Genomic DNA, 24,109 nt, shown 5'->3' with positions numbered 1-24,109 from the left:
CGCGCCATTGCCCGACCCGCTAGGCTCACGTGGGTGAAGCCTGAACATTTGCCGCTGCTCAACTCCGTCTCCGCCCCCGCCGTCCACCCCGACGGCACCAGGGCCGTTGTGTCCGTTGTCCGTCCGGACTTTGATGCCGACTCCTATGTTGGGCAGTTGTGGAGCGTGCCCCGGGACCCGGAAAAGCTGCCCCGCCGCGTGACCCGGGGTTTCCGCGACACGGCGCCGGCGTTTTCGCCGGACGGCCGGGTGCTGGCCTTCCTCCGCGCCGCCCCGGACGGCAAGCCCCAGCTTCATGTCGTGGAGGCCGCGGGCGGGGAACCGCAGGCCCTGACCGACAGGAAGATGGGCGTCACTTCCTTCGGCTGGTCCCCGGATTCCACCCGGATCGTTTTCGGCTCGAGGGAACCGGAAGAGGGCCGCTACGGATCGCTCGACGGCGTGGGGTCCGGTGCGGAGGACGCCCGGCTCATCACGGATTACAAGTACAGGATGAACGGCGTGGGCTACACGCGGGACAAGCCGCTGCAGCTGTTCATGCTCGACGTGCCGGAACTGGGCGGGGAACCCTGGGTCAAGCCAGTGGGGCGCGCTGCCAAGCGGAGCGAGGGCGGGAAGGGCAAGAGCGACGGCGGCAGTGAAGGTGCGGCGGAATCCGGCGAGGATTCCGGCGGGTTCCCAAAGGCACGCCAGCTTACGACGTCGGCCACCGACCACACCTGCCCCACCTTCAGCAGTGACGGCAGTGCCGTTTACTTCGTGGCAGCACTGCACGAGGATGCCGACCAGGACCTGGTATCCGGGATCTACCGCGTGGCGGCCGACGGCGGCACGCCGGCTTTGGTGCCGGCCCCCAACCTGGGCGCCCAGACCGTCTCCGACGTCAGGGAGTCGGCAGACGGACGCTGGCTGTTCTTCACGTCCCAGGATCTGGGCGGCACCCGCCAGGACTTCGTTGCCAAGAACACGGTCCTCCACGTCATGCCGGCCGCCGGTGGCGACACCGTTGCCCTGAGCGACGCAGAGAACATGGACGTCGGAGCGCCCGGTGCCACCATTGGCCTGCGCGGCAACGACAGCGCGCTGGTGCTGAACAATGCCCAGGGAACGGTTGAGCTGCTCGAGTTCAGCGCCACGGGGAACCACGCCCTCCTCGTGCACGGTGACCGGGTGGTCGCCGGGGCCGGGGACGGTGCGGGCACGGTCTTCATCAGCTACAGCGACGCCGCCACGGCGGGTGATGTGGGGGTCCTGGAGGACGGCCAGCTCCGCCTGCTCAGCGATTTCTCGGCCGCACTGCGGACCGAAGCAGGCATCATCGAACCGCAGGAACTTTCGTTCCCCGCCCCGGACGGCTATCCGGTCCACGGCTGGCTGGTCCTGCCGCCGGGGAAGGGCCCGCACCCGGTGCTGCTGAACATCCACGGCGGACCGTTCTCGCAGTACACCACCGCGTTCTTCGATGAAGCACAGGTCTATGCCGCGGCCGGATATGCCGTTTTGATGTGCAATCCGCGCGGCTCCGCCGGTTACGGCCAGGCCCACGGCCGGTCCATCAAAGAGCGGATGGGCACCGTGGACATGCAGGACGTGCTCGCGTTCCTGGACGGCGGCCTCGAGAAGTTCTCCTCCTCCCTGGACGCCGGCGCCCTGGGCATCATGGGCGGTTCCTATGGCGGGTACCTCACGGCGTGGACCATCAGCCAGGACCACCGGTTCCAGGCCGCCATCGTGGAGCGGGGATTCCTGGATCCCGTGAGCTTCACGGGCTCGTCGGACATCGGCTGGTTCTTCGGCGGTGAATACGTCGGCTCGGCGGCCGAGCAGGTGGCCGCGCAGAGTCCCATGGCAACGGTTGCGGCCGTCAGGACGCCCACACTGGTGATCCACAGTGAAGATGACCTCCGCTGCCCGGTGGAACAGGGCCAGCGCTATTTCACTGCCCTCAAGCAGCAGGGCGTCGACTCGGCGTTCCTCGTTTTCCCGGGCGAGGACCACGAGCTGTCACGCTCGGGGACGCCACACCACCGGCGGCAGCGGTTCGAACAAATCCTGGCCTGGTGGGCGAAGTACCTGCCGACGGACAACAACCGCGCGGCGACCGTCTAATCCGTGCCGGCTAATCCGGCGCCGGCTAATCCGTGCCCTGAATCGCGCCGGCCGGGAAGCCAAGCTCCCGGCTGGCCGTGGCGATGCCCGGCCCGGCCCAGCGCGTGGCGTACTCGCTGTTCGTGCTGAGTGAGCGGAGCTCGGCCCGGTCGATGTAGAGCGTGCCGTGGACGTGGTCGGTCTCGTGCTGCACGATCCGCGCCTGCCAGCCGCTGAAGTCCTTGGTGACATTCCCGCCGTCGGGCGTGAGGTACTCCAGCCGCACGCTGTCGGGACGCTCAACCACGGCCTGCAGTCCGGACAGCGAGAGGCAGCCTTCGAAGAAGGCTGCGGTGCCGTTGCCCAGGCGGGTGTAGGACGGATTCAGCATCGCGAAGAACTCCAGCGGCGCCCTGTCCCGGGCCGTGGCCGTGACCTCGTCGATCTCGAACTGGTCTTCGAGGACGGCCAGCTGCAGCGGAATGCCCAGCTGCGGAGCTGCCAGCCCGACGCCGGGTGCGGCATGCATGACTTTCCTCATCAGGACGATCAGCTGGCTGAGTTCCTCGGGCTCCAGCTGGCCCTCGAACGGAGCCGCGTGCTGCCTGAGGACCGGATGCCCGGCCTGCACGATGGGCGGCAGGGCCTCTGAGGCCAGCAGTTCCTGCACGGTTTCCCTGATCCGGGCCGGGTTATAGGTCGTGGGCGGAGATGCGTGGGTCATGGGGACAGCCTAGCGCCGGGTTAGCGCAGCGCGGTGCCCTTTCACACCGGGCAGCGGCGCGCTGTTGCATCATGAACGCGCTATTGCATCGTGAAGCGCCGGGCCACCAACGCGTTGAAGGCCGGTATGGCCGCCACGCCGGCGATCGCCGCGTTCCGGGGCCGCAGCAGGCCGGCCGGAAGCGGCCTGCCCAGCGCCATGTTCACCTCGGCCTGGCGCGCCGCGGCGGCTGCGGCCCGGCGTCGTCCGGCATCGAAACGCCGCAGCGCTTCAGCGGACGGCCCACCGCGCACGACGGCGAGGATCGCCGGCAGCAGCGCTTCGGCATCCAGCCAGCCAAGGTTCATGCCCTGGCCGCCAATGGGGCTGATCTCGTGCGCCGCGTCTCCGACGAGCGCCGTCCGGCCGGAAACCATGCGCGCAGCCAGCCGCGAACGGACGCTGAAGCTGCTGAGCATGGTATTCGCGCCGGGGTCCAGCGCCACGCAGGTTCTGGACGCAACGAGTCCGGCCAGCTGCTCCGCATCAGGACGGGCCGGCGGACTCCCCAGCCGGACAACCCAGCGGCGGACACCGCCGGGCAGCGGGAACGACTCCACAATGCCGTCGCTTTCCAGGAACAGCGCGGCGTCACTGCCGAAGGGGCTGGATTCGGGGAAGTCACCCATCAGGTAATGGTCCGGATACAGTTTCTCCGGCGCCGCCACCCCCAAAAGTGTCCGCACCGTCGAGTAGGCGCCGTCGGCGCCCACCGCGAAAGCGGCGGAGTGGCCGGAGGCGGCCCCGGCAATGGTGACGCTCAGCGTGACCCGGCTGCCGTCGTCGTGCATTCCCGTGACCCGGGCGTCACGGACAAGCGCGCCGCCGTCCAGCTCCCTGAGCCGACGCTCCAGGACCTCTTCCGTCACGGGCTGGGGCACGGCGAGGACGAACGGGTACCGGTCGGAGACCGGGGCGAACGGCATGCAGGCGATCTTCCGGCCGTTACTCACAGCGAAGCCCTGGCGGATGGGGACGCCGCGGCCGATCAGCTCCTGGGTGACGCCGATGCGCTCGAGGGCCGCGAGCGCCGGCGGATGGATGCCGATGGCCCGGGTGTGGGCGTTGCGGCCGGTCCGCCTTTCGAGGACCCGCACCGTAACCCCGTGCTGCAGGAGCAGCGAACCGAGAAAGAGCCCAACTGGACCGCCGCCCGCGATCAGCACGTCGGTCATGCCGGGCGCCGCCGGTAGGTGAGCAGGCAGTGGAAGGGGGAGTGCGGCTCCACCGTCCAGCCGGCAGGGAGCACGGCGGCCAGCTCCGGGACGGTGTAGCTGCGCCTGATCGAGGTCAGCCCGTCCCCGCGGATATAGGAGCCGGTGAGCGGGAGGGCACCGGCGCTGAACAGCGCATAGGCAGCCGCGCTCCGGGTCAGATCGTTGTGCAGGGCCAGGCGGCGGGCCAGCCCGGCGGAATCATCCAGGAACTGCTGCAATTCCTTCGCAGCCAGATGGTGAAGCACGTGGTTGGAGATGACGACGTCGTAGGACTTGCCTTCGGCGAGCAGATCGCCGCTGCTCGCCTGCCGGAACTCCACACCGGGGATGGGCCTGCGGCCGGCGGCGAAACGGAGGCCCTTTCATCCGGGTCAATCCCCGTCACGTGGAGCTGGATCCCGTCCTTCGACGCCCAGCGGGCGAGCATCACGGCCAGGTCGCCGCCGCCGCAGCCAACGTCCAGCACCGTCGCGGCGCCCATGCCGGCCACCTGCGGGCGCACTCTGGTGCGGTACAGCCGGTGCCAGCCGGAGACCACTCGGTTGACCAGCGCGAACTGTTGGTAGGTGCGCCGCAGCCGGTCCGGATCGCAGTCCGGCCGGTCCATGTCCTCGACGGCGTCCGTGTCCCGCAGGCCAAGGACGCCTGGGCCCGTTCCCGGGATCCTCACGGCCGTCAGGCCAGGGACGGCTCGGCCTCGGCGGACGCCGCATGAAGCCCGTCGGCCGGCTGCCTCACCTTGGTGAACAGCCCGGTTTCCACCGTCAGCCCGGGGCCGAACGCCATGGAGCAGATGCGTTCGTCCCCCTCCCGCGACGGAAGATCCAGAATGTGCTTGAGGACGAAGAGCACCGTCGCGCTGCTCATGTTGCCGTAATTCCGCAGCGTTTCGCGGGCCGGATGCAACTGCTCATCGGTGAGGTCCAGCCGGGACTGCACCTTGTCCAGGATGCTGCGGCCGCCCGGGTGGATGGCCCAGTGGGTGATGTCGCGGTACGCGAGTTCCCGCAGCGAGGGGTCGCGTGCCAGCAGCGGCTCGAGCGCGCCAACGATGTGGCTATCGATGATGTGCGGCACGTAGTTGCCGAGCACCATCTCAAAGCCTTCATCGCCGATATTCCAGGCCATAGAGTCCTCACCCACCGGGGTCAGGACCGTCTCGAAATGGTCCAACTGGAGCAGCGGCCGGGATTCCAGGTCCTCACGCGCCGTCACCACGGCTGCCGCCGCGCCGTCCGCAAACAGCGCAGATCCCATGATCGTGTCCGGATCGTTGGAGGTCCGGACGTGCAGGGAGCACAGCTCGGCGCACACGACCAGCACAACCGCCGCCGGGTCCGCCTCACAAAAGGACTTGGCCGCCCGGAGCGCCGGGAAGGCCGCGTAGCAGCCCATGAAGCCGAGGTGGTACCGCTGCACCGCCGGGTTGAGGCCCAGGGCGCGGACGATCTTGTAATCCGGCCCGGGGTTGAAAAAGCCGGTGCAGGAGACTGTGATGAGGTGGGTGATGTCCGGCGGGTCAATGCCGTCGCACTTGGAAACGGCCGCGTCCGCCGCCTCGATGAAAAGCTTCGTGGCTTCCTCGGCGAAGAGGTTGTTGCGTGCCTTGGTGCTGGGGCTCCGCAGCACGCGGGTCTGCGGATCGAAAAACTGGGGGTCTTCGGCGGCGGAGTCCAGGGTCAGTTCGCGGACCGCCGTGTACCGGGTGTCGATGGCGGCGGAATCAAAGCACGTGGACACAAGCCGGGAGCCGAGCCGGGTCAGCCCGGGCTGCGACGCGAAGACGTCACGGGCCTCGTGCTGGATGAGCAAAGTCGGCGGGACTGCGGTTTCGAGAGCTCTCACATAGACCGTCATTGGTTCATTCTTAGCGAGAGCGCAGGTTAAGACAATGGATTGGCCTGGCGGCAACTGGACAACTCAGGCGGGAGGTAGCACGATCACGAATGTGACCACCAGACCCGCCGCAGAACAGCGCCTGGACGATCTGGCGCGGCTGCGCCGCGTCCGTGACCGCATCGACAGGGAGTACGCCCAGCCGCTGGACGTCGAGGCGCTTGCGCGCGGCGTGAACATGTCAGCCGGTCACCTCAGCCGGCAGTTCCGGGAAGCCTACGGCGAGCCCCCGTACGCCTACCTCATGACGCGGCGCATCGAGCGGGCGATGGCACTGCTGCGGCGCGGCGACCTCAGCGTCACGGAGGTGTGTTTCGCCGTCGGCTGTTCGTCGCTGGGGACGTTCAGCAGCCGCTTCACCGAGCTGGTCGGCATGCCGCCCAGCGTGTACCGGACACAGGCGGCGGGGGATACCGAGGGCATGGCGTCATGCGTGGTGAAACAGGTAAGCAGACCGGTCAGGAATCGAGAAGCGGTCCCGTCCGGCCGCACCTAGACTGGCGGCATGAACCTCACCATTCACTGGACTTTCCTTCCGCATAACGACGCCGACGCCTCCCTGGCCTTCTATCGCGACACCCTCGGATTCGAGCTCCGCAACGATGTGGGGTACGGCGGGATGCGCTGGCTCACCGTCGGTCCTCCGGACCAGCCCGGCACCTCTGTGGTCCTGGAACCGCCGGCAGCCGACCCGGGCATCACCAAGGACGAACGCCGTACCATCACCGAAATGATGGCCAAGGGGACCTACGCCCGCCTCGTGCTGGCCACCCCGGACCTGGACGGCACCTTCGAAAAGGTGCAGGCCAGCGGCGCCGAGGTGGTGCAGGAGCCCACCCAGCAGGCATACGGTGTCCGCGACTGTGCATTCCGCGACCCTGCGGGGAACCTGATCCGCATCAACGAAGTCCTGTAAGACACTTCCGATCACAACCGGACTTCCGATCACGACCGGCGGGCGCAGCTGTTGCGTCCGCCGGTTGCCGTGCGGAGTTACTGTTGCCGCAACCGCGACAACGAACAAGAATCAGACGTGGCGCGCGAAGCCGGACCGAACCGGCTATCCGCCTGACAGAGGGAGACACGATGACCATAACCACGAGGACGGACACGCAGTCATCCGGACTGCACACCGCCGATGGCCATGACCTGATCCGGGTGCAGGGCGCGCGCGTGAACAACCTCAAGGATGTCAGCGTCGAGATCCCCAAGCGCCGCCTGACGGTGTTTACCGGTGTCTCCGGCTCAGGCAAGAGCTCCCTGGTGTTCGGCGCAATCGCCGCCGAGTCGCAGCGGATGATCAATGAGACGTACAGCGCCTTCGTGCAGGGGTTCATGCCCACACTGTCGCGGCCTGAGGTGGATGTATTGGAGGGGCTGACGACCGCCATCATCGTCGATCAGGAGCGGATGGGGGCCAACCCGCGCTCCACCGTAGGCACCGCAACCGACGCCAACGCGATGCTGCGGATCCTCTTCAGCAGGCTGGGCCAGCCCCACATCGGCTCGCCCAATGCCTACTCCTTCAACATCCCGACGGTGAAGGCCAGCGGCGCAATCACCGTCGAGCGCGGCAACAAGACCAAGGCGGAGAAGGCGACGTTCAACCGGCTCGGCGGCATGTGCCCCCGCTGCGAAGGCATGGGCAACGTCAGCGACTTCGACCTTACGGCGCTGTATGACGACAGCAAGTCACTCAGCGGCGGTGCCCTGACCATTCCGGGCTACAGCATGGATGGCTGGTACGGCCGCATCTTCAGCGGAGCCGGCTTCAACATGGACAAGCCGATCAACAAGTTCACCAAGAAGGAAATCCACGACCTGCTCTACAAGGAGCCGACGAAGATCAAGGTCGAGGGCATCAACCTGACCTACGAGGGCATTATCCCCAAGATCCAGAAGTCGATGCTGTCCAAGGACGTGGACGCGCTGCAGCCGCACGTCCGTGCGTTCGTGGAGCGGGCCATCACCTTCACGACCTGTCCCGATTGCGGCGGCACCCGGCTCAGCCAGGAAGCGCTGTCCTCGAAGATCAAGGGAAAGAACATCGCCGACGTCTGCACCATGCAGATCACCGACCTGGCCGACTGGGTCCGGGACCTCGACGAGCCGTCCGTGGCCCCGCTGCTCGCCGGGCTGCAGCACCTTTTGGACTCGTTCGCGGAAATCGGACTGGGCTACCTCTCGCTGGACCGGCCATCGGGGACACTGTCCGGGGGAGAGGCACAGCGCACCAAGATGATCCGCCACCTCGGTTCGTCGCTGACTGATGTCACCTACGTCTTCGACGAGCCCACGATCGGCCTGCACCCGCACGACATCGAGCGGATGAACTCCCTGCTGCTCCAGCTGCGGGACAAGGGCAACACGGTGCTCGTCGTGGAGCACAAGCCGGAGAGCATCGCCATCGCCGACCACATCGTCGACCTCGGCCCGGGCGCCGGCACCGGGGGCGGCACCGTCTGCTTCGAAGGCACGGTCGAGGGGCTGCGGGGGAGTGACACCATCACCGGCCGGCACCTCGATGACCGGGCGCAGCTCAAGGAGTCGGTGCGCTCCGCTTCCGGCGCGCTGGAGATCCGTGCCGCGTCGACTAACAACCTCAAGAACGTCGACGTCGACATCCCGCTCGGCGTGCTGTGCGTCCTTACCGGCGTTGCCGGTTCCGGCAAGAGCTCGCTGATCCACGGCTCGGTCGCCAAGCGGGACGGCGTGGTGGTGATCGACCAGGCCGGCATCCGCGGTTCCCGGCGCAGCAACCCGGCCACGTACACCGGGCTCCTGGAGCCGATCCGCAAGGCGTTTGCCAAAGCCAACGGCGTGAAGCCCGCGTTGTTCAGCTCCAATTCGGAGGGTGCCTGCCCCACGTGCAACGGCGCCGGCGTCATCTACACGGACCTGGGTGTCATGGCCACGGTCGAGACCACGTGCGAGGAGTGCGACGGCAAGCGGTTCCAGGCAGCGGTTCTGGAGTTCACGCTCGGGGGACGGAACATCGCCGAGGTGCTGGCGATGTCGGTGGCTGAGGCCGAGGAGTTCTTCGAGGACGGCGATGCCCGCACACCGGCCGCCCACAAGATCCTGGACCGGCTGGCCGACGTCGGGCTTGGTTATCTCACCCTCGGCCAGCCGCTCACAACGCTGTCCGGCGGCGAGCGGCAGCGGCTCAAGCTGGCCGCGCAGATGGCAGAAAAGGGTGACGTCTACATCCTCGACGAACCGACCACCGGACTGCATCTGGCCGACGTCCAAAACCTGCTGGCCCTGCTCGACCGGCTCGTCGACTCGGGCAAGTCGGTGATCGTCATCGAGCACCACCAGGCGGTCATGGCGCACGCCGACTGGATCATCGACCTCGGGCCCGGCGCGGGGCACGACGGCGGCAATATCGTCTTCGAAGGATCGCCGGCAGACCTCGTTGCCGGCCGTTCAACGCTGACCGGCGAGCACCTCGCAGCCTACGTGGGCGCCAACTGACGGACTCGCATGTAGGTTATGCCGCCGGATCCGGCAGAACGGACAGCCCATCGGCCACGACGCGGCCATCGTGGATGACGGTGCGGTCCGCTCCGCGGTCCATGACGGTGCTCGTGACGGTTTCTCCGTCGACAAGGACGATGTCCGCCTCGTCGCCAACAGCCAGGCCCGGCCGGTCGTCGGGGCTCGTGAGGCGGCGGACTGCACGGTCCATGATGGAGGCACCCCCAACGGTGGCGATCGCCGCGCAGTGCTCGATCAGCCGGTCTTTGCGGAGGCGATGGGTGAACGCCAACTGCCAGGCGCGGTCGAGCATGTCGCAGTTGCCGTACGGGCTCCAGTAGTCCCGCTGGCCGTCCTCGCCCAACCCAACCCGGATCCCGGCGTCGGTCATCCGGGCCAGGTCGAACTGGGTGCCGCCACTCGCCGGGGCCACGGTCGCCCAGGCGATGTCCAGTTCAGCCATCTGCTCCAGGAGCCGCGCGGAAACGTCGGGGTGGACGTTGGCCAGGTCGTAGGCGTGGGAGAGCGAGACGCGCCCCTGCATGCCCAGTGCCCGGGTTCGTTCAAAGATGAGCTCCGCGCTGAAAACGCCGAGGTGGCCAGGCTCGTGCAGGTGGATGTCGACGTCGACCCCGTACCTTTCGGCCAGGCCGAAAACGATGTCCAGATGGCGCACCGGATCCCGGTCCAGCTGACAGGGATCTATGCCGCCGATGGTCGTGGCACCTGCCCTGAGGGCATCCTCAAGGAGTGGGACGGTCCCGTCCTCCAGCAGCAGTCCGGCCTGGGGAAATGCCATGATCTCCACGGTTGCGGCGCGGGCGAAGCGTTCCTTGGCAGCCAAGACCGCCTCGAAGCGCTCCAGCCTGCAGTCCACGTCGACCTGGGCGTAGGAGCGGACACGCGTGGTGCCCCGCGCAATCATCCGTTCCAGCGTTCCCGCCACCACCTCCGGGTAGGGGATGGGGGTGTCGCGCCAGTTCTCCCGGTCGTTGCACATCATGTTCCATACCCCGGGACCGCCGGTGTGCTCCCGGAACGGCAGCCCGATCCGGGTCGAATCGAGGTGGACGTGGACGTCGGTGAAGGCAGGGATGGCGATCCGGTGGCGCCCGTCCACTGCACCACCGGCGGTCCCGGCATTGACGGCGGCGGTCCCGGCGGGGTGCAGTGCAGCGATCCGGCCGTCACGGACCTCGATGTCCACGGCGTTCCCGCCCCATGGACGGACATTGATGATAAGCATGGTTCCTTCCTTTCGTGCTAGAAGTTCATGGCAACCTGCACGATGGCTGCCGCGGCGACGAAGCTCGCCGTGAACGTTATCAGGGCGACGACGACGATCTTCCAGCATGCAGCGGCCCCGGTTGCCGGGAGAGTCTGACATTATGTCAAGCTAGCCGGTGATGGCGGCTTCCTGGCGGTTTCTCCGCCGATATCCGCCGGCTGTTGGGTGCAAGGCAGATTGGCGGCCGTCCCGAAGCTGGCCGGATCAGGCGGTGTGCCGACACGGATCCTGCGCGACGATGTGATCGTCCGGACAAAGGTTCTAAAACGCCACATGGTTCGAATCTCTAATCAGCGACTCAGTGCCGGCAAGCATTTCATGGCCGCAGGCAGTGGCTCAAATGGTCAAAACTGTACGGAGATGAACCTGATCTGTAAGCCATGCGGGCCGTCCGTACGGGATGTTTCGCACCCACTTCTGCACCTCCCTACGTAATGCCGATAATCAGCATTATGTAAAGTAACCTCGCGAGAGCTCCAGCCGACGGGCGATAAACCCTCCCCCTTTAGGTGACGCGGCGTCTTCGAGCTCAAAGCCTCATTACTGCTGCGGAGCGCCTGCGATACGCAGACAAAGAACAGCGGGCCTCATTCCCACGGTGCATCAGGTCAGCGGGCGTGGACCCAGCCGGTGCCGCCACCAAAGCGGATGCCGCCGCCGCATGCAGCGCACGACCACTTGCCGCGGAACCATCGGCGCTCAGTTACGCTGCGGCAGGGGCTGATTTCCGGACTGTCGCCGTCGGCGCCGGCCTGCACCATTGCGGCCAGCATGACCCGGACATCCGTCTCGTGATTGTCCATCGCGTGGAAGTCGCGGAGTCCGCAGCCACTCCCGCGCAGGCACGCCCCATCATGCAGGCGGCGAGCGATCGCAAGCACCGCCTGGTCGTTGACGGTGACGGTCAGAACCGGGGCAGCGAAATCCTCGGCCGGGCAGGTCCGCCGCGCCGGAAGATCCGCGAACGGATCGTCGATCAGGTCATTCATCGTTGCTGTCATCAGTGCCCCTTGGCGCTCCAGTAGGTGTTGGTCGGAATCCCCTCGTCCGCGGCATCTTGCGATGCAAGTCACGTTCACTTGTTTCATAAGCAAAACTACGCCGATTTAAACATCTAGTCCAGCCTTATTTATTTTTTAGAGCTCGTCAGGACGTTCATTCTTGCGACGGCTAGTACAGCGAATCAACCCAGCAATCGCAGAAAGTGATGCGGCAAGTTTCCCCAACTGGCCCAGAAGCGAGCAGGCAAAAGATCCACGTTAGTAGGTTTTACAGACGACGCTCCCCCGCCGCGCCACGCTCGGGGACAGGCGTCCGGGGGCGGGTTCCGTTACGCGGGGAACTTACAGGCCAGTGCCGGCGCGATGCTCGCGCACGCGGTCAAGCCACTCGGTGATCAGGGCCTTGATGAGGCCGGGCTGCTCGTGCGGCAGCGCATGACCGGCGCGGTCGAGCACAGCGAAGGTTGCCCGTGGATAGTGCTCGAGCAGGTCCCACTGGCCGGCGTACCCCACTGTCGAATCCTGGCGTCCGGTGACGATCAGGACGGGGCTGGAGTACGGTGGGCCAGCTTCGGGGCTGCTGCTGAACAGCCAGTGTTGGCCGATCCGCTCGAGTCCTTTTTCGTCGACAAGGCCGAGGGCAGGGACGATGTACTGCGTGTATCGCTCCAGCATGGACTGGGTCTGCACGACGAAGTAGTCACGGAACACGCTCTCCTCAGCCGGACCGAGCGTCTCGCGCGGATCCACCGAGGAGTGCAAGACCTGGTGCGCCGGAAGATTCCGAACGTTCTCCCCCAGCGGACAAATCAGCGCCAGCCCTGTCACCTGCTCCGGGCGCCTGCCGGCGACGGCCCGGGCATAGTACGCACCGGCGGAATGGCCAATGAGCCGAAACTTCCCGTCACCGATCACACCATCTACAAACGCGAGCAGCAGGTCGAGAACGTCGTCGGCACTGTCCAGGGTGCCCGCCGGCGTGCGACCCATGCCGGGAAGGTCAGGGTAAAGACGCCGGCAATCAGCCACTCCGGTAAATATCGGCTCCATGGCACCGACCATCTCGCGGTGATCCACACCCGCACCGTGTAGTACCAGGAGCGGCGCCCCTTCGCCGTGCTCCACGTAATGTACTGGTATGCCGCGGGCTTTGTACTCCACAGCGTCAGCCTAATTTAGGCCCTTGGTTAGTGACAGGATGAGGTTCATGTCCATTGATGTGCAAGCGGTGCGCCGAGAGACCCGCGGTGTCCGGAACGTGACCCATCTGAACAATGCGGGAAGCTCGCTCATGTCCCGCCCGGTGGCGGAGACCGTGGTGGGCCACCTGCGCCGGGAGGAGGAAATTGGCGGCTATGAAGCTGCCGAGGAGGCTGCTGACCGTCTGGACGACGTGTACTCGTCGGTGGCGCGGCTCATCGGGGCACAGGCAAACGAGATCGCCCTGGCCGAGAGCGGCAGCCGGGCGTGGGGTGCGGCGGTGTACAGCTTGCCCGTTGAGCCCGGGGCACGGCTGCTGATTGGCCGTACGGAGTATTCCGGCAACGTCATCGCCCTGCGGCAGCTTGCGCGTCGACATGGCCTGCAGATTGTGGTTGTCCGCGACGACCCCCATGGGCAGGTCGACGTCGAGCACCTCCAGAGGGAGCTTGAGCGCGGAAACGTTGCAATGGTCGCCCTGACACACGTGCCCATGGCCAACGGACTGGTCAATCCGGCCACGCAGGTGGGACGGCTCTGCCGGGCCGCCGGTGTGTTGTTTGTCCTCGACGCATGCCAGTCAGTGGGCCAGATGCCCCTGGACGTGGAGGCGCTGGGCTGCGACGTGCTGGCGGGGACCGGGCGGAAGTTCCTGCGCGGTCCCCGCGGCACCGCGTTCCTGTATGTGCGTGCCTCGGTTCTGGAGCAGCTGGAGCCGGTCATGCTGGACGGGCATTCAGCCGTTCCGTCAGGCGCCAACGGACTCGAAATCCGCGGCGATGCGCGCCGTTTTGAAAGCTGGGAGACCAGTGTCGCCGGAAGGCTGGGTCTGGGCCGCGCCGTCGATTATGCCCTGGCCCTTGGCCTGGACGCCGTGCAGGAGCGAGTGGCCAGGCTCGCGGAGCTCCTGCGAAACGCCTTGTCTGCGCTTCCGGCGGTAACCGTCCACGACGGCGGGGTGATCCGGAGCGGCATCGTGACGTTTTCGGTGCGGGGAAGCGACGCGGGGACCGTCAGGGCCAAGCTGGCAGATCACCGGATCAACGTCTCCGTGGCTCCCCTGCCCTCTAGTGAGGTCAACGCTGTCCTCGCCGGCAAACCATGTGCAGCGCCCACGGTGGTGAGGGCCTCGGTGCACTATTACAACACCGAGGCCGAGATCCAGCGGCTGGTGCATCTACTCAGGTGAGCGTTGCGCTCCCCCGGTTTGCCGCAGCTGCCCGGCTATAGCGCCTCCGCGAGCGTCATCGCATAGCGGTTCTGACTGTCGGTCCATTGCCCTGCAATGGAGAATCCGGCTGATTCCAGCTCGCCCGCTATGCCCTCGATCCGGAATTTCGCGGAAATCTCCGTGCGCAGTTCCTCGCCTTCGTGGAACCGGACGTCCATCCCCACTCCGGGCAGGCGCACGAGCATCGGTTTCCTGGCACGCAGCCGCATTTCGATCCACTCTTCGTCGGGCATCCACAGCGCGACGTGGTCAAAGGCCATGACCTCGAAATCGGCGCCCAACTGGGAGTTGAGGACACGGAGCACGTTCCGGTTGAAATCCGCGGTGACCCCCTCGGCGTCGGCATAGGCCGGGACAAGGATGTGGGGTGACTTCACCAGGTCCGTGCCAAGCAGCAGCGAACCGCCGTCGCCGTCGAGCAGCTCGCGGATACCCGTGAGAAAGCGGGCCCTGGCCTGCGGCTCAAAGTTGCCGATGGTGCCGCCCAGGAAAGCCACCATGCGGCGCCCTGTTCGAGGGAGAAGGTGCAGCTGGGTTTCGAAGTCCGCTGCCACTGCCTCCAGCCGAAGATCGGGGAACGCCGGAGCCAGTTCATTGCGTGCATCCAGCAGCGCGCTATCGCTGACGTCCACGGCGACGTAACGGCGGAGCGATCCCGCGTCCCTCAAGGCATCCAGCAGCAGCGGGGTCTTCCTGGACGACCCGGATCCGAGTTCAATCAATGTTTCTGCCGGGCTCGCGGCCGCCATCTCTGGGGCGAAGAGTTCCAGCACTTCACGTTCGGCGCGCGTCGGGTAGTACTCGGGCAGGTTCGTGATGCGTTCGAACAGGGCGCTGCCGAGTTTGTCATAGAACCATTTGGGCGGCAGCGTTTTGGGTGACGAGCTGAGACCCGCGCGCACGTCTGCGCGCAGGCTGCGCTCCAGATGGTCCGGGGGAAGGTGATGGATGATGTCGGTGCGGTCGGCGGAAAGGCTCATGGGGCTGCGTGCTCCTTCGTGAGTGCCGGAATGGGACGTACTTCGACGCTGCCTGCGGTGGCGGTCAGGAGGGAACGGTCAGGCACCTGGTGCCAGTCCGGGCCATCGTCACATGGTTCGCTGGCGACGACGACGCCCCCGGTGCCGTTGCGCCAAAAGAGGCTGTCGCCGGCGGCTGTGGCCGCGATGGCCATGCCGTCTGTGAGCAGAAAGTTGAATCTGCCTCCAGCGACGGCTGAGACAGCGTTCACCACGTGCATCAGCGCCTCCCCGGCGGCGTCGCCGGCGTCCAGCCGCTCCAGAACGAGGGCCCAGAGCAGCGCCGAATCGACCTGCGCCTCAAGGGCCAGCAGTCGCGCCGGCGGGAGTGAAGCGGCCAGTTCTTCCACCGCATGCGGCCAGCCTTCCACGCGGCCGTTGTGGCTGAAGAGCCAGGGGCCATGGGCATACGGCGCGGCGGCTGACTCCTCAGGCGTCATCCCCGGTGTTGCTGATCTGACGGCTGCCAGCACGGCCCCGCTGGACGTAACCCGGGCAACGTCGGCGAAGGATCTGTCCGCCCAGATCGGGATGGCACGGCGGTAGCGGGCGGGCACAGGATCGTCCGGGGCGTACCAGCCGACACCGAATCCGTCGGCATTGATTGTCCCGTACCGCTGGCGGCGGGGCGCCCACGACTGCTCCAAAAGCCCATGGTCGGGGGCGAACAGCAGCTCGGCCAGCGGCATCGGCTTCCCGATGTAGGCGAAATGACGGCACATGGGCTAGCCGCCCTCCACCGGAGTCACGTCGCGCGCTGTGCGGAATCCGGTAAAAATCTGCCGGCGGATCGGATAGTCCCAGTTCCGGAAAGTGCCCCTGCAGGCGGCGGGATCCGCCGCCCAGGACCCTCCCCGGAGCACCTTGTAGTCGGACCCGAAGAACACCTCGCTATATTCCGGATACGGGAATGCGGTGAATCCGGGATACGGGCGGAAGTCGCTGGAGACCCATTCCCAGACGTCGCCGATGAGCTGCCGCACTCCCAGTGGCGAGGCCCCCGCGGGAAAGGAGCCTGCCGGAGCCGGGCGGAGGGCTGACCCGCCAAGATTGGCGTAGTGAGGTGCAGGATCCTCATCCCCCCACGGGTAGCGCCGGGAACGCCCGGACCGGGGATCAAAGCGCGCCGCCTTTTCCCATTCGGCTTCGGTCGGGAGCCGCCGCCCTGTCCACCGGGCGTAGGCGTCCGCTTCGAACCAGCACACGTGCTGCACCGGTTCATCGTCCGGAACAGGCTCGACGACGCCGAACCGGGTCCTGCTCCAGCCGTCGCCGTCGCGTTCCCAGTACTTGGGAGCCGCCAGCCCGGCGCCCCTGCAGTGATCCCAGCCTTCCGGGGTCCACCAGCGGGGATTCCGGTATCCGCCGTCGTCTATGAAATGCCGGTAGGCGCCATTGGTCACCGGAAGGGTGTCGATCCAGTAGGCGGGCACGTCCACTGTATGGGACGGGCGTTCGTTATCCAGTGCCCACGGTTCCACTGACGTCCCCATGGTGAATGGCCCTGAAGGGATGAGAACCTCCTGTGGCAGGGCATGCAGATCCTGGGGTCCGACGCCGGGCGCGAAAGGCTGACCGTGGAGGACCGGCGTTCCTATACGGAGCTGGTGCGTGGCAAGCATTGTTTCGTCGTGCTGCTGCTCGTGCTGGATGATCATTCCGAAAGCGAAACCACGGTTCACCAGCGGTGAGCCTTCCAAGGGGGTCCGCTGCAGAATGTCGAGCGCCTTGTCGCGGACCTCGGCGATGTATTTCCGTGACTCCTGCGGCGATAGCAGCGGCAGCGTCGTGCGGCTGCTTCGCGGATGCTGGAACGCGTCGTACATCTGGTCGAGATCGCACCGCAGCGGTTCCATCTTGCCGACGTCACGTACCAGCCAGAGTTCCTCCTGGCTGCCTACATGTGCGAGGTCCCAGACCAGTGGTGACATGAGCGGTGAGTGCTGCTTTAGGAGATCTTCCTCGTCGCAGTCGGTCAGCGCATGGGTTCGGTTCCGGGCCCGTTCCAGCCCGTCGGCGATGAAGGACCTGAGAGTTTCGGGATCGGCAGGTGCTCCGGAAAGCTCACTCCGCATTGTCGGCCTCCTCGTCAGGCTCTGGTCGGGCAAACCAGCTGCCGGTTCTTCGCCACACGTCCAGGCGCTCGTCCGCCGGGCACCGGCTCCGCCCCGTATTGCGTTCCACGAACCGTTCGGCCCGTCTGCGGGTTGACGCGTCCGCCCCTAACCGGGGAAGCGCCATCAGGGCGGCCTCGGCGCAGCGGATGGCCGCGGCGGCGAGCACGGGATCCGTCAGCGCGTCGCGGGCGGCAGTTCGCATCGGATCGGTCAGCGCAGCAAGGGGCCCGCAGGCGTCTGCGGCGAGATCGGCAGCGAGTTCGTCGTCCATGAGCGCTGTGACGATCGCCGTGACCGGTTCCCAGTCGTGCCCTGCCTGTGCGTCGATCACTCTGAGCTCCATGAATCCGCGTGGCCGCACCGGCGGGAAAAGGGTTGTCAGGTGGTAATTCAGGTCGGCCAGCGTCGCCGGCCTGGGCCCCCTCCCCTGCAGCCAGTCGCGCATCGTCAGCTCCCGTGGCGGATCCCAGCAGGCCTCCTCGGACGGGATGCACAGGACGAGAGCGTCGAGGGCGTAGCGCGCCCACGCCTGGCGTGGATCCTCCGAACGAGGGACGGCGCCGGTCCTCGTCGGGTCAATGTCCAGCCAGGTGCGCTGCCGGTTGCTGTGCCATCCGCTGGGGATGCCGTGAAGGAAAGGCGAATTCGCGAACATCGCGACAAAAACCGGAAGGAGATTATGCAGGCGGTGCCAGCGTTGCACTGCACCGGTGGACCCCGGAGTGTCGAATCCGGCTTCCAGTGAAACCTGAAGGGAAGCGGTGGAGCACATCATGGTTCGTCCGGCCGGGCCGAAACGGTCGAAGTGCCGTTCCATCGACGCGTACCGCGGATGCGCCAATGACCGCACAGCTGGACGGCCGGGGTCCAGGGCCATAGGTCCGAAGCAAAGACCAGCCCTTGAGAGCCGGGCCGCAACGGCTGCCAGGTCTGCCCGGGTCGCCGCGACGAGGGCTGGAAGACCGGGGGCGCAGGCGGAGCTCACCTCCAGTTGGCCCCCTGGTTCAAAGGTGATGACCCCGCCGCCGGGCAGCGGCCCGGGAGATGCCGCAATGGCCGCGCTCAGCCGTGCCACCGGAACCGGGATCTGTGGATCCACAACGTCGTGTACCACTCGCTCGACCTCCACACCGGCGGCGCCCGGCGGTCCGGTCTTGAAACACACGGAGGCCACATACACCTCGGCCTCGGACTCGGAAAGCGGGCGGATGTCGCGCCCGGCCTGCAAAGCGGAGTTCACGCGGCGCTCCTTCGACGGCGGTAGTCTTCTGGCGGCAAGCTAAACAGCCCCCTTTTGGCCTTGTCAACGGTCCGGCCACCGGAATCCGCCATCATCGGCGCAGCTAGAACACGTCTTCTGGGCCGACGGTGGACGCCGCGTACTCCGGCCGCCCGCTGGGCCGATATGTTTGGATGGTGATCCCCCGGGACGTGGACCGCGAGCTGACCAGTTCGAGCGCGATGTCGGGACCGCTATCGGGGAACAGCCGTGTTCCCTGGCCGACGACGACGGGGTAGGTGACCAGGTCGAGCTGGTCGACCAGGTCGTTGGCCAGCAGCCATCTGACGAGGGCACCGCTGCCCGGCACCAGCAGCTCGCCGTCGTGATTCGTCTTCAGTTCAGCGATGGCTGTGCCAACGTCGCCCCGCAGGACAGTCGTGCCCGCCCACCGAGGGTCGGCCAGAGTGGTGGACACCACGTACTTGGGGCGGCTGTTCAGCGCGGCGGCAATCGGGTTGGTGTCCGGGTCGGGCATCACTCCCCAGTACCCTGCAAAGATCTCGTACGTCCGGCGGCCGAAGAGGAACGCATCCGCCCCGCCGTAAGCCTGGTTGAGATAGTCCCCTGCTTCGGCGTCGAGAAGCGGAATGGCCCATCCGCCACGGTCGAAGCCGCCGCTGCGGTCCTCGTCGGGTCCGCCCAACCCCTGCATGACCCCGTCAACCGAGACGTTGGTCGTGGTGGTCAACCTCATGTCGTGTCACCTCGTCGAACAACGGCCGCGGACCCCTGACGGATCTGCGCTGCTTGCTACAGACAAGCACACTTGCGGTAGCCACGCGAGGGCGAAATGGGCACCGGGCCCCACAGGCCGGTGGCTAGGATGTGCATGTGAAGCAGCAAACCCATAGATGGCAGGCCTCCTCCAGTACGTCCGAGCCGTCCCCCGGTGTCTTTTTCGTCGAGGGACCGGCATCAAACTGGATCGTGGTCCGCGACGAGACCGGATTCATGATCATCGACAGCGGGTACCCGTCCGACCGTCCGCTGTTCCTTGAATCCATCCGCCGTCTGGGCCTGCAGCCGACGGATGCCCGGGCCTTGCTCATCACGCACGGCCACGTGGACCACACCGGTTCAGCGGCCTACTTCTCCGAAACCTATGGCACACCCGTCCTGTGCGCGCCGGAGGAGCTGGCCCACGTCCAAGGGAGGGAACAACACCAGGTCACGTTCGGCCAGGTCATCGTCCGCGCCTGGCGGCCGCGCGTGTTCCGCTGGATGGTCCATGTCATCAGGTCGGGAGCCCTCAAGGCAAAGCCCGCAACGGAGGCCCAGGCCTGGACCGCCGACACGTTGAGAAACCTTCCCGGCAAGCCGGAGGCTGTCCTGCTGCCTGGGCACACACCGGGCAATGTCGCGATCCTGCTTCCTGAAGCCGGGGCGATAGCCGTGGGTGATTCGTTCGTCAGCGGCCATCCGCTGAGCCGGACAGCCGGCCCGCAGATGCTGCATCCCATGTTCCACACCGACCCGGCACAGGCGCTCGCAGCCACCCATCGCCTGGACGAAATCGACGCCTCGGTGGTGCTGCCGGGCCATGGTGCTGCTCTCCGCAGGCCTCTGGCTGAAGCACTGGAAACGTTGCGCAGCCGGCCGTCGGCGCCGAACCCCGAAGGCGCCTGAGCAACTCCGGGCGTTGCCGCTATGAATAACGCCCCGGACCGCATAAAATGAATGATGTTCATTTATCTGGTCCGGACCCAAGGGTCAGGCCAACGCCGTTCGAAGCGAAGGAGCCACCGACAGTGACGCCGGGGACAGCTGCAGGAAGCACACATGACGCCCGCGACCTCATTGGGACAGAGGTCAGGGTGGAAAGAGCAGGAATGGTCATCCGAGTGGGCCACGTGGAAACCGTCACGCCCTCGGGAGAGCTGTTCTGGATCAGGGCCAACGGGTGTGAGCCCCGTGAACTGTTCGGTTCGGCGCTGGGACACACGATTGTCCCTGCATCGGATCCCGGCCAGCTGGCCGGCTAAACCCCCGCCGCCTGTCACCGACGGGTTTCGCCCTGGGAACCGGAACCAGCAGGAGCGGAACGGCGGTCCACCTCGGCCGTCAGCCGGTCGATCCGCTCGACTGCGGCGTCGAGGTCCCCGACTGTCGACCACAGGGCCGGCTGCTCGTCCCGAATCTGTTCAAGGGTGCGACCTGCGGAGGTGAGCGCGGCGAGGTCGAAACTCACGTTGGTCCGGGCACCGGTCACTGCTGCCCGCAGGGCCCCGAAGGCGACGACGACATCGGCAACCAGGGCCTGATTACCATTGGACGCCAGCCACTCCAGGTCCGCAATGGCATCGATGGCGTGCTCGCCGAGCACGGCAGAGGCCTTGGCGGCGTCTACGGACGCCCCGTGTATCGCGTTCTCCCGTTCCGGCCCCGGCTCCAGCCGGAAGGCGGCGCCGAAAGCCTGGGACGCTGAGGCGTCCTCGTCGGCCAGCCGAAGGGCGGCTTCCCGCAGCGAACGCACGCGGGCATGAACATCAGCCAGTTCCTGCCGCTGGTGCCCGTCAGCTTCCGTATATCCGGCGACCATGGATGCCAGTGACGCGGCGATGGCGAGCATCACGCCCGCCCCGGCGCCGCCGCCCGGGGAACCGACGGACTCCGACAAAGCCCGCGTCCAGTCCTCAACTGTCGACCGCCGGGTCGTAACCGCCTTCGAATCATCACTCATGGCACCAGTCTGCCCGAAGCCCCCGCTGCACTGTCAGGACGACGGGCCAGCCGGGAACGAAAACGTGCGGCGCATTGGACCGGAAACCGAAAACATACAAAACTATTTGGGTTCCGTCACATATTTCGGCTGATTCCGGCTCGATAGCATGAGATGACCGGACAGAGCCGTCCGGGTGGATCGACGCAGAAGGAAGCCCATGCCCGCGGTTACGGTGGACGATATCCTTTCGGATTTCCCTCTGGGTTTCGCCAGCCTCATCCTGCGACCAGCCCCTGACCGATCGGGCATTGAACGGTTCTTGATCGTCGACGCTGATGATGAAACGTCCGACGCCGGCACAGCCTTTGTCCTGCTGATCGGCGTCCGCGGCCGCTCGGCTTTGCCCGCGTTGCGACGGCTGCTGAAGAATCCGCCGCAGGTTGTCGCGGTCAAGGGTACCCGTGAGGAGCTGACCGACGCCGAAGAACTGCTGGCCGCAGCGGGCAGCGGGCTGCTGCTGGTGGACCCGGCTGCCGATTGGGACCGGCTGCTGTCGATCGCGAAGGACCGGATCCAGCCGCGCAGTTACCAGAGCGAAGTGCTGACACTGCTGGAAGAGGACCTGTTCGCCATCGCCCAGACCACTGCACGGCTGACCTCCAGCCACGTGGTTATCGAGGATGCCGCCAACAAGGTCCTGGCCTACTCCACCGTCTCGAACGACATCGACGAACTGCGCAAGGCATCCATCCTGACCCGGCGCGGCCCCCGGAAATACGAACTGCTGCTCAAGGACCTCGGCGCTTACCGCGAGCTGCACAGAACCCGGCTGCCTGTGCGCGTGCCGGCCCGGCCGCAGGACGGACTGCGGGAACGCGTGGCCATCACGCTCTTCGCCGGTGACCGGATCATGGGCTACATCTGGCTTCAGGAGACCGGGGACGGATTCGGCGCGGATGTCGACTACGTGCTGACGGGATCCGCGGCCCGGGCCTCCGCCGAGCTGATCCGGCACCGCAACCAGCAGTCGGTGCACATGCGCGAAGACCGTATTGCGCGGATCCTGTCCGGCCCCGCGGAGGCTGCCGCCAGTGCCCACAGCGGGAAAATTCCGGCGGAACGGCCAGCCGCGCTCATTCTGATCGGAATGTCCGGCGCGGACACGCAGGCTGATGATGCCGCACTCAAGCACGGCGAACTCGCCAGCCTGGCATCCATCCACGCCGCCGCCTACAAGGCATGCGCCGTCGTCGGGCAATTCAGGGGCGACACTGCGGTGATCGTCCCGGGGCTCCAGTCCACGGCGGCGGAACCCGGGCTGCGGAGCCTGGCCGACTCCATCATCCGGGACGCCGGCAAGCACCTGGGCATCAGCCCCTTTGCCGCCGTCGGCCCGGTGGCACCGGACCTGTTGACTCTCCACACGGTTACCCCGATCACCGAGGCGCTGCTGGACTGCGTCCGCACCTCCCCTGACACCACCGTGGCCACGGTGGCTGACTTCGAGGGAGAAATCCTCTTCCGTGACGCCGTCCGGAATTTTCTGTCCTCGACGTTCCGTCACCGCAGCCTCTCCGCCCTTTTGCGGGACGACGGCGACCTCGCGGAAACCTTGCTTGTGTACTTCGACGCCTCGCTCGACGTGGCCGAATGCGCGAAACGCATGGCACTGCACAAGAACACCGTCTACTACCGGATCAGCAAGGCCGCCCGGGTCACGGGCCTGGACTTTGGCAATCCGCGTGATGCACTGGTGGCCCTGCTGCATATTCAGGAATGGGCCGCCATCCATAAAGACCTTCGAGGCAGGAAATGACCACGACAATCGATGCTCCGCCCTTGGGCCCGATGCTCGATGACATCGTCCGCAGCCACAGGCCGCCAAGGGAAGCCGGTTCTGTTCCGGCCAACATCCCTTCCTTGGCGGCGGTTCCGTTCAGCAGATTCGGAATAGCAGTGGCCACCGCGGCCGGGGAGATCTTCACCTCAGGGGACGCCGATGTCCCCTTCTCCATCCAGAGCATCTCCAAGGTGTTCACCCTGGCTATGGCCCTGCGCCGCGACAGTTCCGGAGCGCTGTGGTCGCGGGTGCTCCGCGAACCGTCCGGCTCCGCTTTCAACTCCCTGGTCCAGCTGGAAGTGGAACACGGCATCCCGCGGAACCCGTTCATCAACGCCGGCGCCCTGGTGGTCACCGACCGTCTGATGGAAGAGACGCCCGACGCCGCCACCGCGGTCCTGCGCTTCCTCACCGGACAAACGGGGGAACCGGGGCCGTTCATCGACGAGGCAGCCGCGGTCAGTGAGCTTTCCAACAGCAGCCGCAACCTGGCCCTTGCCCACTTTCTCAAAGACTTCGGCAACCTCAGGCAGTCCGCCGAGGCTGTCGTGGAAAACTACGTCCGCCAGTGCTCCATCATGATGACCTGCGCGGAACTGGCCAAGGCAGGGCTCTTCCTCGCCCGGGAAGGCCGCGGAACGTCGGGAACCGTGGTGTCCCGGAGCGAGGCGAAACGCATTGGGTCCATCATGCTGACCTGCGGCATGTACGACGCGGCAGGCGAATTCGCCTACCGGGTAGGACTGCCAGGGAAAAGCGGCGTGGGTGGCGGCATCCTGGTCATTGTCCCGGGCCACTGCGCCATCTCCGTCTGGAGTCCCCGCCTGGACGCAAAAGGCAATTCCCTGGCGGGCAGCGCCGCGCTCGCCGACCTTTCGGACCGCACGGGCTGGTCTGTTTTCTAAGCGTTCCCCGCACTTTCCTGTTCCACCCTCAGTTAGACCTTCAACCGGTCGAAAGGATCACCCATGTTCAACAACCCCAATGACGAGGTTGCTCAGTATGATGCTGACGGCGGCCATTCG

At 66.4% G+C, this 24,109-nt stretch carries 22 protein-coding genes and 1 pseudogene; 9 read left to right on the top strand and 14 right to left on the bottom strand.

Annotated elements, in window-relative coordinates; all coding sequences use genetic code 11:
* Window positions 1–33: 33 nt before the first annotated feature.
* The gene (locus ARGLB_RS10890; protein ID WP_003802213.1) at window positions 34–2,109 is read left to right on the top strand and encodes a S9 family peptidase; all 2,076 of its coding nucleotides are present in this window, start codon (window positions 34–36) and stop codon (window positions 2,107–2,109) included.
* A gap of 25 nt (window positions 2,110–2,134) precedes the next feature.
* Here ARGLB_RS10890 and ARGLB_RS10885 read toward each other — a convergent pair whose 3' ends face one another.
* The 5 genes and pseudogenes from ARGLB_RS10885 to ARGLB_RS10870 form a co-directional block, all read right to left on the bottom strand.
* Window positions 2,135–2,812 (bottom strand): peptide deformylase, encoded by a 678-nt coding sequence (locus ARGLB_RS10885; protein WP_003802211.1) that lies wholly within the window; start codon window positions 2,810–2,812, stop codon window positions 2,135–2,137.
* A gap of 80 nt (window positions 2,813–2,892) precedes the next feature.
* On the bottom strand, window positions 2,893–4,026 hold the full coding sequence (locus ARGLB_RS10880; RefSeq protein WP_003802209.1) for an FAD-dependent oxidoreductase: 1,134 nt from the start codon (window positions 4,024–4,026) through the stop codon (window positions 2,893–2,895).
* Window positions 4,023–4,388: a methyltransferase domain-containing protein gene (locus ARGLB_RS24370; RefSeq protein ID WP_003802206.1), complete on the bottom strand. Its 366-nt coding sequence runs from the start codon at window positions 4,386–4,388 to the stop codon at window positions 4,023–4,025. Before ARGLB_RS24370 ends, ARGLB_RS10880 begins: the two co-directional genes overlap by 4 nt.
* Window positions 4,389–4,498: 110 nt before the next feature.
* Window positions 4,499–4,675, bottom strand: a pseudogene (locus tag ARGLB_RS24365) (class I SAM-dependent methyltransferase); the annotation flags it as partial.
* Window positions 4,676–4,743: 68 nt separating this feature from the next.
* The gene (locus ARGLB_RS10870) at window positions 4,744–5,925 is read right to left on the bottom strand and encodes a type III polyketide synthase (protein ID WP_003802203.1); all 1,182 of its coding nucleotides are present in this window, start codon (window positions 5,923–5,925) and stop codon (window positions 4,744–4,746) included.
* Window positions 5,926–6,016: 91 nt separating this feature from the next.
* Between ARGLB_RS10870 and ARGLB_RS10865 the strand changes: the two genes are divergently transcribed.
* From ARGLB_RS10865 to ARGLB_RS10855, 3 genes are all read left to right on the top strand, one after another.
* The gene (locus tag ARGLB_RS10865; RefSeq protein WP_003802202.1) at window positions 6,017–6,460 is read left to right on the top strand and encodes a helix-turn-helix transcriptional regulator; all 444 of its coding nucleotides are present in this window, start codon (window positions 6,017–6,019) and stop codon (window positions 6,458–6,460) included.
* A 9-nt stretch (window positions 6,461–6,469) separates the two neighbouring features.
* The gene (locus tag ARGLB_RS10860; RefSeq protein ID WP_003802201.1) at window positions 6,470–6,880 is read left to right on the top strand and encodes a VOC family protein; all 411 of its coding nucleotides are present in this window, start codon (window positions 6,470–6,472) and stop codon (window positions 6,878–6,880) included.
* 170 nt (window positions 6,881–7,050) lie between these two features.
* Window positions 7,051–9,441 carry an ATP-binding cassette domain-containing protein gene (locus ARGLB_RS10855; protein ID WP_003802200.1) on the top strand — a complete coding sequence of 797 codons (2,391 nt, stop codon included), beginning with the start codon at window positions 7,051–7,053 and terminating at the stop codon, window positions 9,439–9,441.
* 16 nt (window positions 9,442–9,457) lie between these two features.
* Here the strand turns inward: ARGLB_RS10855 and ARGLB_RS10850 are convergent, their stop codons facing one another.
* From ARGLB_RS10850 to ARGLB_RS10840, 3 genes are all read right to left on the bottom strand, one after another.
* A complete protein-coding gene (locus ARGLB_RS10850; protein WP_003802199.1) occupies window positions 9,458–10,690 on the bottom strand; it encodes an amidohydrolase family protein in 1,233 nt (410 codons plus the stop codon).
* Between the two features lie 650 nt (window positions 10,691–11,340).
* Window positions 11,341–11,733, bottom strand: a complete 393-nt coding sequence (locus ARGLB_RS10845; RefSeq protein WP_003802198.1) for a hypothetical protein — start codon at window positions 11,731–11,733, stop codon at window positions 11,341–11,343.
* A gap of 342 nt (window positions 11,734–12,075) precedes the next feature.
* Window positions 12,076–12,894: an alpha/beta fold hydrolase gene (locus tag ARGLB_RS10840; RefSeq protein ID WP_003802197.1), complete on the bottom strand. Its 819-nt coding sequence runs from the start codon at window positions 12,892–12,894 to the stop codon at window positions 12,076–12,078.
* 46 nt (window positions 12,895–12,940) lie between these two features.
* Here ARGLB_RS10840 and ARGLB_RS10835 point away from each other — a divergent pair, with 46 nt between their 5' ends.
* Window positions 12,941–14,122, top strand: coding sequence for an aminotransferase class V-fold PLP-dependent enzyme (locus ARGLB_RS10835; protein ID WP_003802196.1), 1,182 nt, complete (start codon window positions 12,941–12,943; stop codon window positions 14,120–14,122).
* A gap of 35 nt (window positions 14,123–14,157) precedes the next feature.
* Here the strand turns inward: ARGLB_RS10835 and egtD are convergent, their stop codons facing one another.
* The 5 genes from egtD to ARGLB_RS10810 form a co-directional block, all read right to left on the bottom strand.
* Window positions 14,158–15,144, bottom strand: coding sequence for an L-histidine N(alpha)-methyltransferase (gene egtD / locus ARGLB_RS10830; protein ID WP_003802195.1), 987 nt, complete (start codon window positions 15,142–15,144; stop codon window positions 14,158–14,160).
* Window positions 15,141–15,905, bottom strand: a complete 765-nt coding sequence (gene egtC / locus ARGLB_RS10825) for an ergothioneine biosynthesis protein EgtC (protein WP_003802194.1) — start codon at window positions 15,903–15,905, stop codon at window positions 15,141–15,143. The genes egtD and egtC overlap by 4 nt, the downstream gene beginning before the upstream one ends.
* A gap of 3 nt (window positions 15,906–15,908) precedes the next feature.
* Window positions 15,909–17,258 carry an ergothioneine biosynthesis protein EgtB gene (gene egtB / locus ARGLB_RS10820; protein WP_003802193.1) on the bottom strand — a complete coding sequence of 450 codons (1,350 nt, stop codon included), beginning with the start codon at window positions 17,256–17,258 and terminating at the stop codon, window positions 15,909–15,911.
* Entirely contained in the window at window positions 17,248–18,540 is a 1,293-nt protein-coding gene (egtA, locus tag ARGLB_RS10815; RefSeq protein WP_003802192.1) for an ergothioneine biosynthesis glutamate--cysteine ligase EgtA, read from the bottom strand. Before egtA ends, egtB begins: the two co-directional genes overlap by 11 nt.
* Window positions 18,541–18,643: 103 nt before the next feature.
* On the bottom strand, window positions 18,644–19,276 hold the full coding sequence (locus ARGLB_RS10810; protein ID WP_003802191.1) for a dihydrofolate reductase family protein: 633 nt from the start codon (window positions 19,274–19,276) through the stop codon (window positions 18,644–18,646).
* A gap of 137 nt (window positions 19,277–19,413) precedes the next feature.
* Here ARGLB_RS10810 and ARGLB_RS10805 point away from each other — a divergent pair, with 137 nt between their 5' ends.
* Together ARGLB_RS10805 and ARGLB_RS23580 are read left to right on the top strand one after the other, a co-directional pair.
* Window positions 19,414–20,208, top strand: coding sequence for an MBL fold metallo-hydrolase (locus tag ARGLB_RS10805; RefSeq protein ID WP_003802190.1), 795 nt, complete (start codon window positions 19,414–19,416; stop codon window positions 20,206–20,208).
* Window positions 20,209–20,411: 203 nt separating this feature from the next.
* A complete protein-coding gene (locus tag ARGLB_RS23580; RefSeq protein WP_003802189.1) occupies window positions 20,412–20,564 on the top strand; it encodes a hypothetical protein in 153 nt (50 codons plus the stop codon).
* Window positions 20,565–20,578: 14 nt separating this feature from the next.
* Here ARGLB_RS23580 and ARGLB_RS10800 read toward each other — a convergent pair whose 3' ends face one another.
* Entirely contained in the window at window positions 20,579–21,262 is a 684-nt protein-coding gene (locus ARGLB_RS10800; protein ID WP_003802188.1) for a cyclodeaminase/cyclohydrolase family protein, read from the bottom strand.
* A gap of 199 nt (window positions 21,263–21,461) precedes the next feature.
* Here ARGLB_RS10800 and ARGLB_RS10795 point away from each other — a divergent pair, with 199 nt between their 5' ends.
* Together ARGLB_RS10795 and ARGLB_RS10790 are read left to right on the top strand one after the other, a co-directional pair.
* Window positions 21,462–23,060, top strand: coding sequence for a PucR family transcriptional regulator (locus ARGLB_RS10795; protein ID WP_003802187.1), 1,599 nt, complete (start codon window positions 21,462–21,464; stop codon window positions 23,058–23,060).
* Window positions 23,057–23,989 carry a glutaminase gene (locus ARGLB_RS10790; RefSeq protein ID WP_003802186.1) on the top strand — a complete coding sequence of 311 codons (933 nt, stop codon included), beginning with the start codon at window positions 23,057–23,059 and terminating at the stop codon, window positions 23,987–23,989. The genes ARGLB_RS10795 and ARGLB_RS10790 overlap by 4 nt, the downstream gene beginning before the upstream one ends.
* The last annotated feature ends 120 nt before the right edge of the window (window positions 23,990–24,109 follow it).

It is taken from the genome of Arthrobacter globiformis NBRC 12137, assembly GCF_000238915.1.
GTDB classification, from domain to species: Bacteria; Actinomycetota; Actinomycetes; order Actinomycetales; family Micrococcaceae; genus Arthrobacter; species Arthrobacter globiformis.
Note: the sequence above shows the minus strand (reverse complement) of the source record. Positions and strands in the feature narration are given on the sequence as shown.

Bases quoted from the DNA above. Each gene is read 5' to 3' on its own strand.
- ARGLB_RS10885 (WP_003802211.1), bottom strand. From the start codon at position 2,812: ATGACCCACGCATCTCCGCCCACGACCTATAACCCGGCCCGGATCAGG.
- ARGLB_RS10880 (WP_003802209.1), bottom strand. From the start codon at position 4,026: ATGACCGACGTGCTGATCGCGGGCGGCGGTCCAGTTGGGCTCTTTCTC.
- ARGLB_RS10870 (WP_003802203.1), bottom strand. From the start codon at position 5,925: ATGACGGTCTATGTGAGAGCTCTCGAAACCGCAGTCCCGCCGACTTTG.
- ARGLB_RS10860 (WP_003802201.1), top strand. From the start codon at position 6,470: ATGAACCTCACCATTCACTGGACTTTCCTTCCGCATAACGACGCCGAC.
- ARGLB_RS10855 (WP_003802200.1), top strand. From the start codon at position 7,051: ATGACCATAACCACGAGGACGGACACGCAGTCATCCGGACTGCACACC.
- ARGLB_RS10850 (WP_003802199.1), bottom strand. From the start codon at position 10,690: ATGCTTATCATCAATGTCCGTCCATGGGGCGGGAACGCCGTGGACATC.
- ARGLB_RS10845 (WP_003802198.1), bottom strand. From the start codon at position 11,733: ATGACAGCAACGATGAATGACCTGATCGACGATCCGTTCGCGGATCTT.
- ARGLB_RS10835 (WP_003802196.1), top strand. From the start codon at position 12,941: ATGTCCATTGATGTGCAAGCGGTGCGCCGAGAGACCCGCGGTGTCCGG.
- egtD (WP_003802195.1), bottom strand. From the start codon at position 15,144: ATGAGCCTTTCCGCCGACCGCACCGACATCATCCATCACCTTCCCCCG.
- egtC (WP_003802194.1), bottom strand. From the start codon at position 15,905: ATGTGCCGTCATTTCGCCTACATCGGGAAGCCGATGCCGCTGGCCGAG.
- egtB (WP_003802193.1), bottom strand. From the start codon at position 17,258: ATGCGGAGTGAGCTTTCCGGAGCACCTGCCGATCCCGAAACTCTCAGG.
- ARGLB_RS10810 (WP_003802191.1), bottom strand. From the start codon at position 19,276: ATGAGGTTGACCACCACGACCAACGTCTCGGTTGACGGGGTCATGCAG.
- ARGLB_RS23580 (WP_003802189.1), top strand. From the start codon at position 20,412: ATGGTCATCCGAGTGGGCCACGTGGAAACCGTCACGCCCTCGGGAGAG.
- ARGLB_RS10800 (WP_003802188.1), bottom strand. From the start codon at position 21,262: ATGAGTGATGATTCGAAGGCGGTTACGACCCGGCGGTCGACAGTTGAG.
- ARGLB_RS10795 (WP_003802187.1), top strand. From the start codon at position 21,462: ATGCCCGCGGTTACGGTGGACGATATCCTTTCGGATTTCCCTCTGGGT.
- ARGLB_RS10790 (WP_003802186.1), top strand. From the start codon at position 23,057: ATGACCACGACAATCGATGCTCCGCCCTTGGGCCCGATGCTCGATGAC.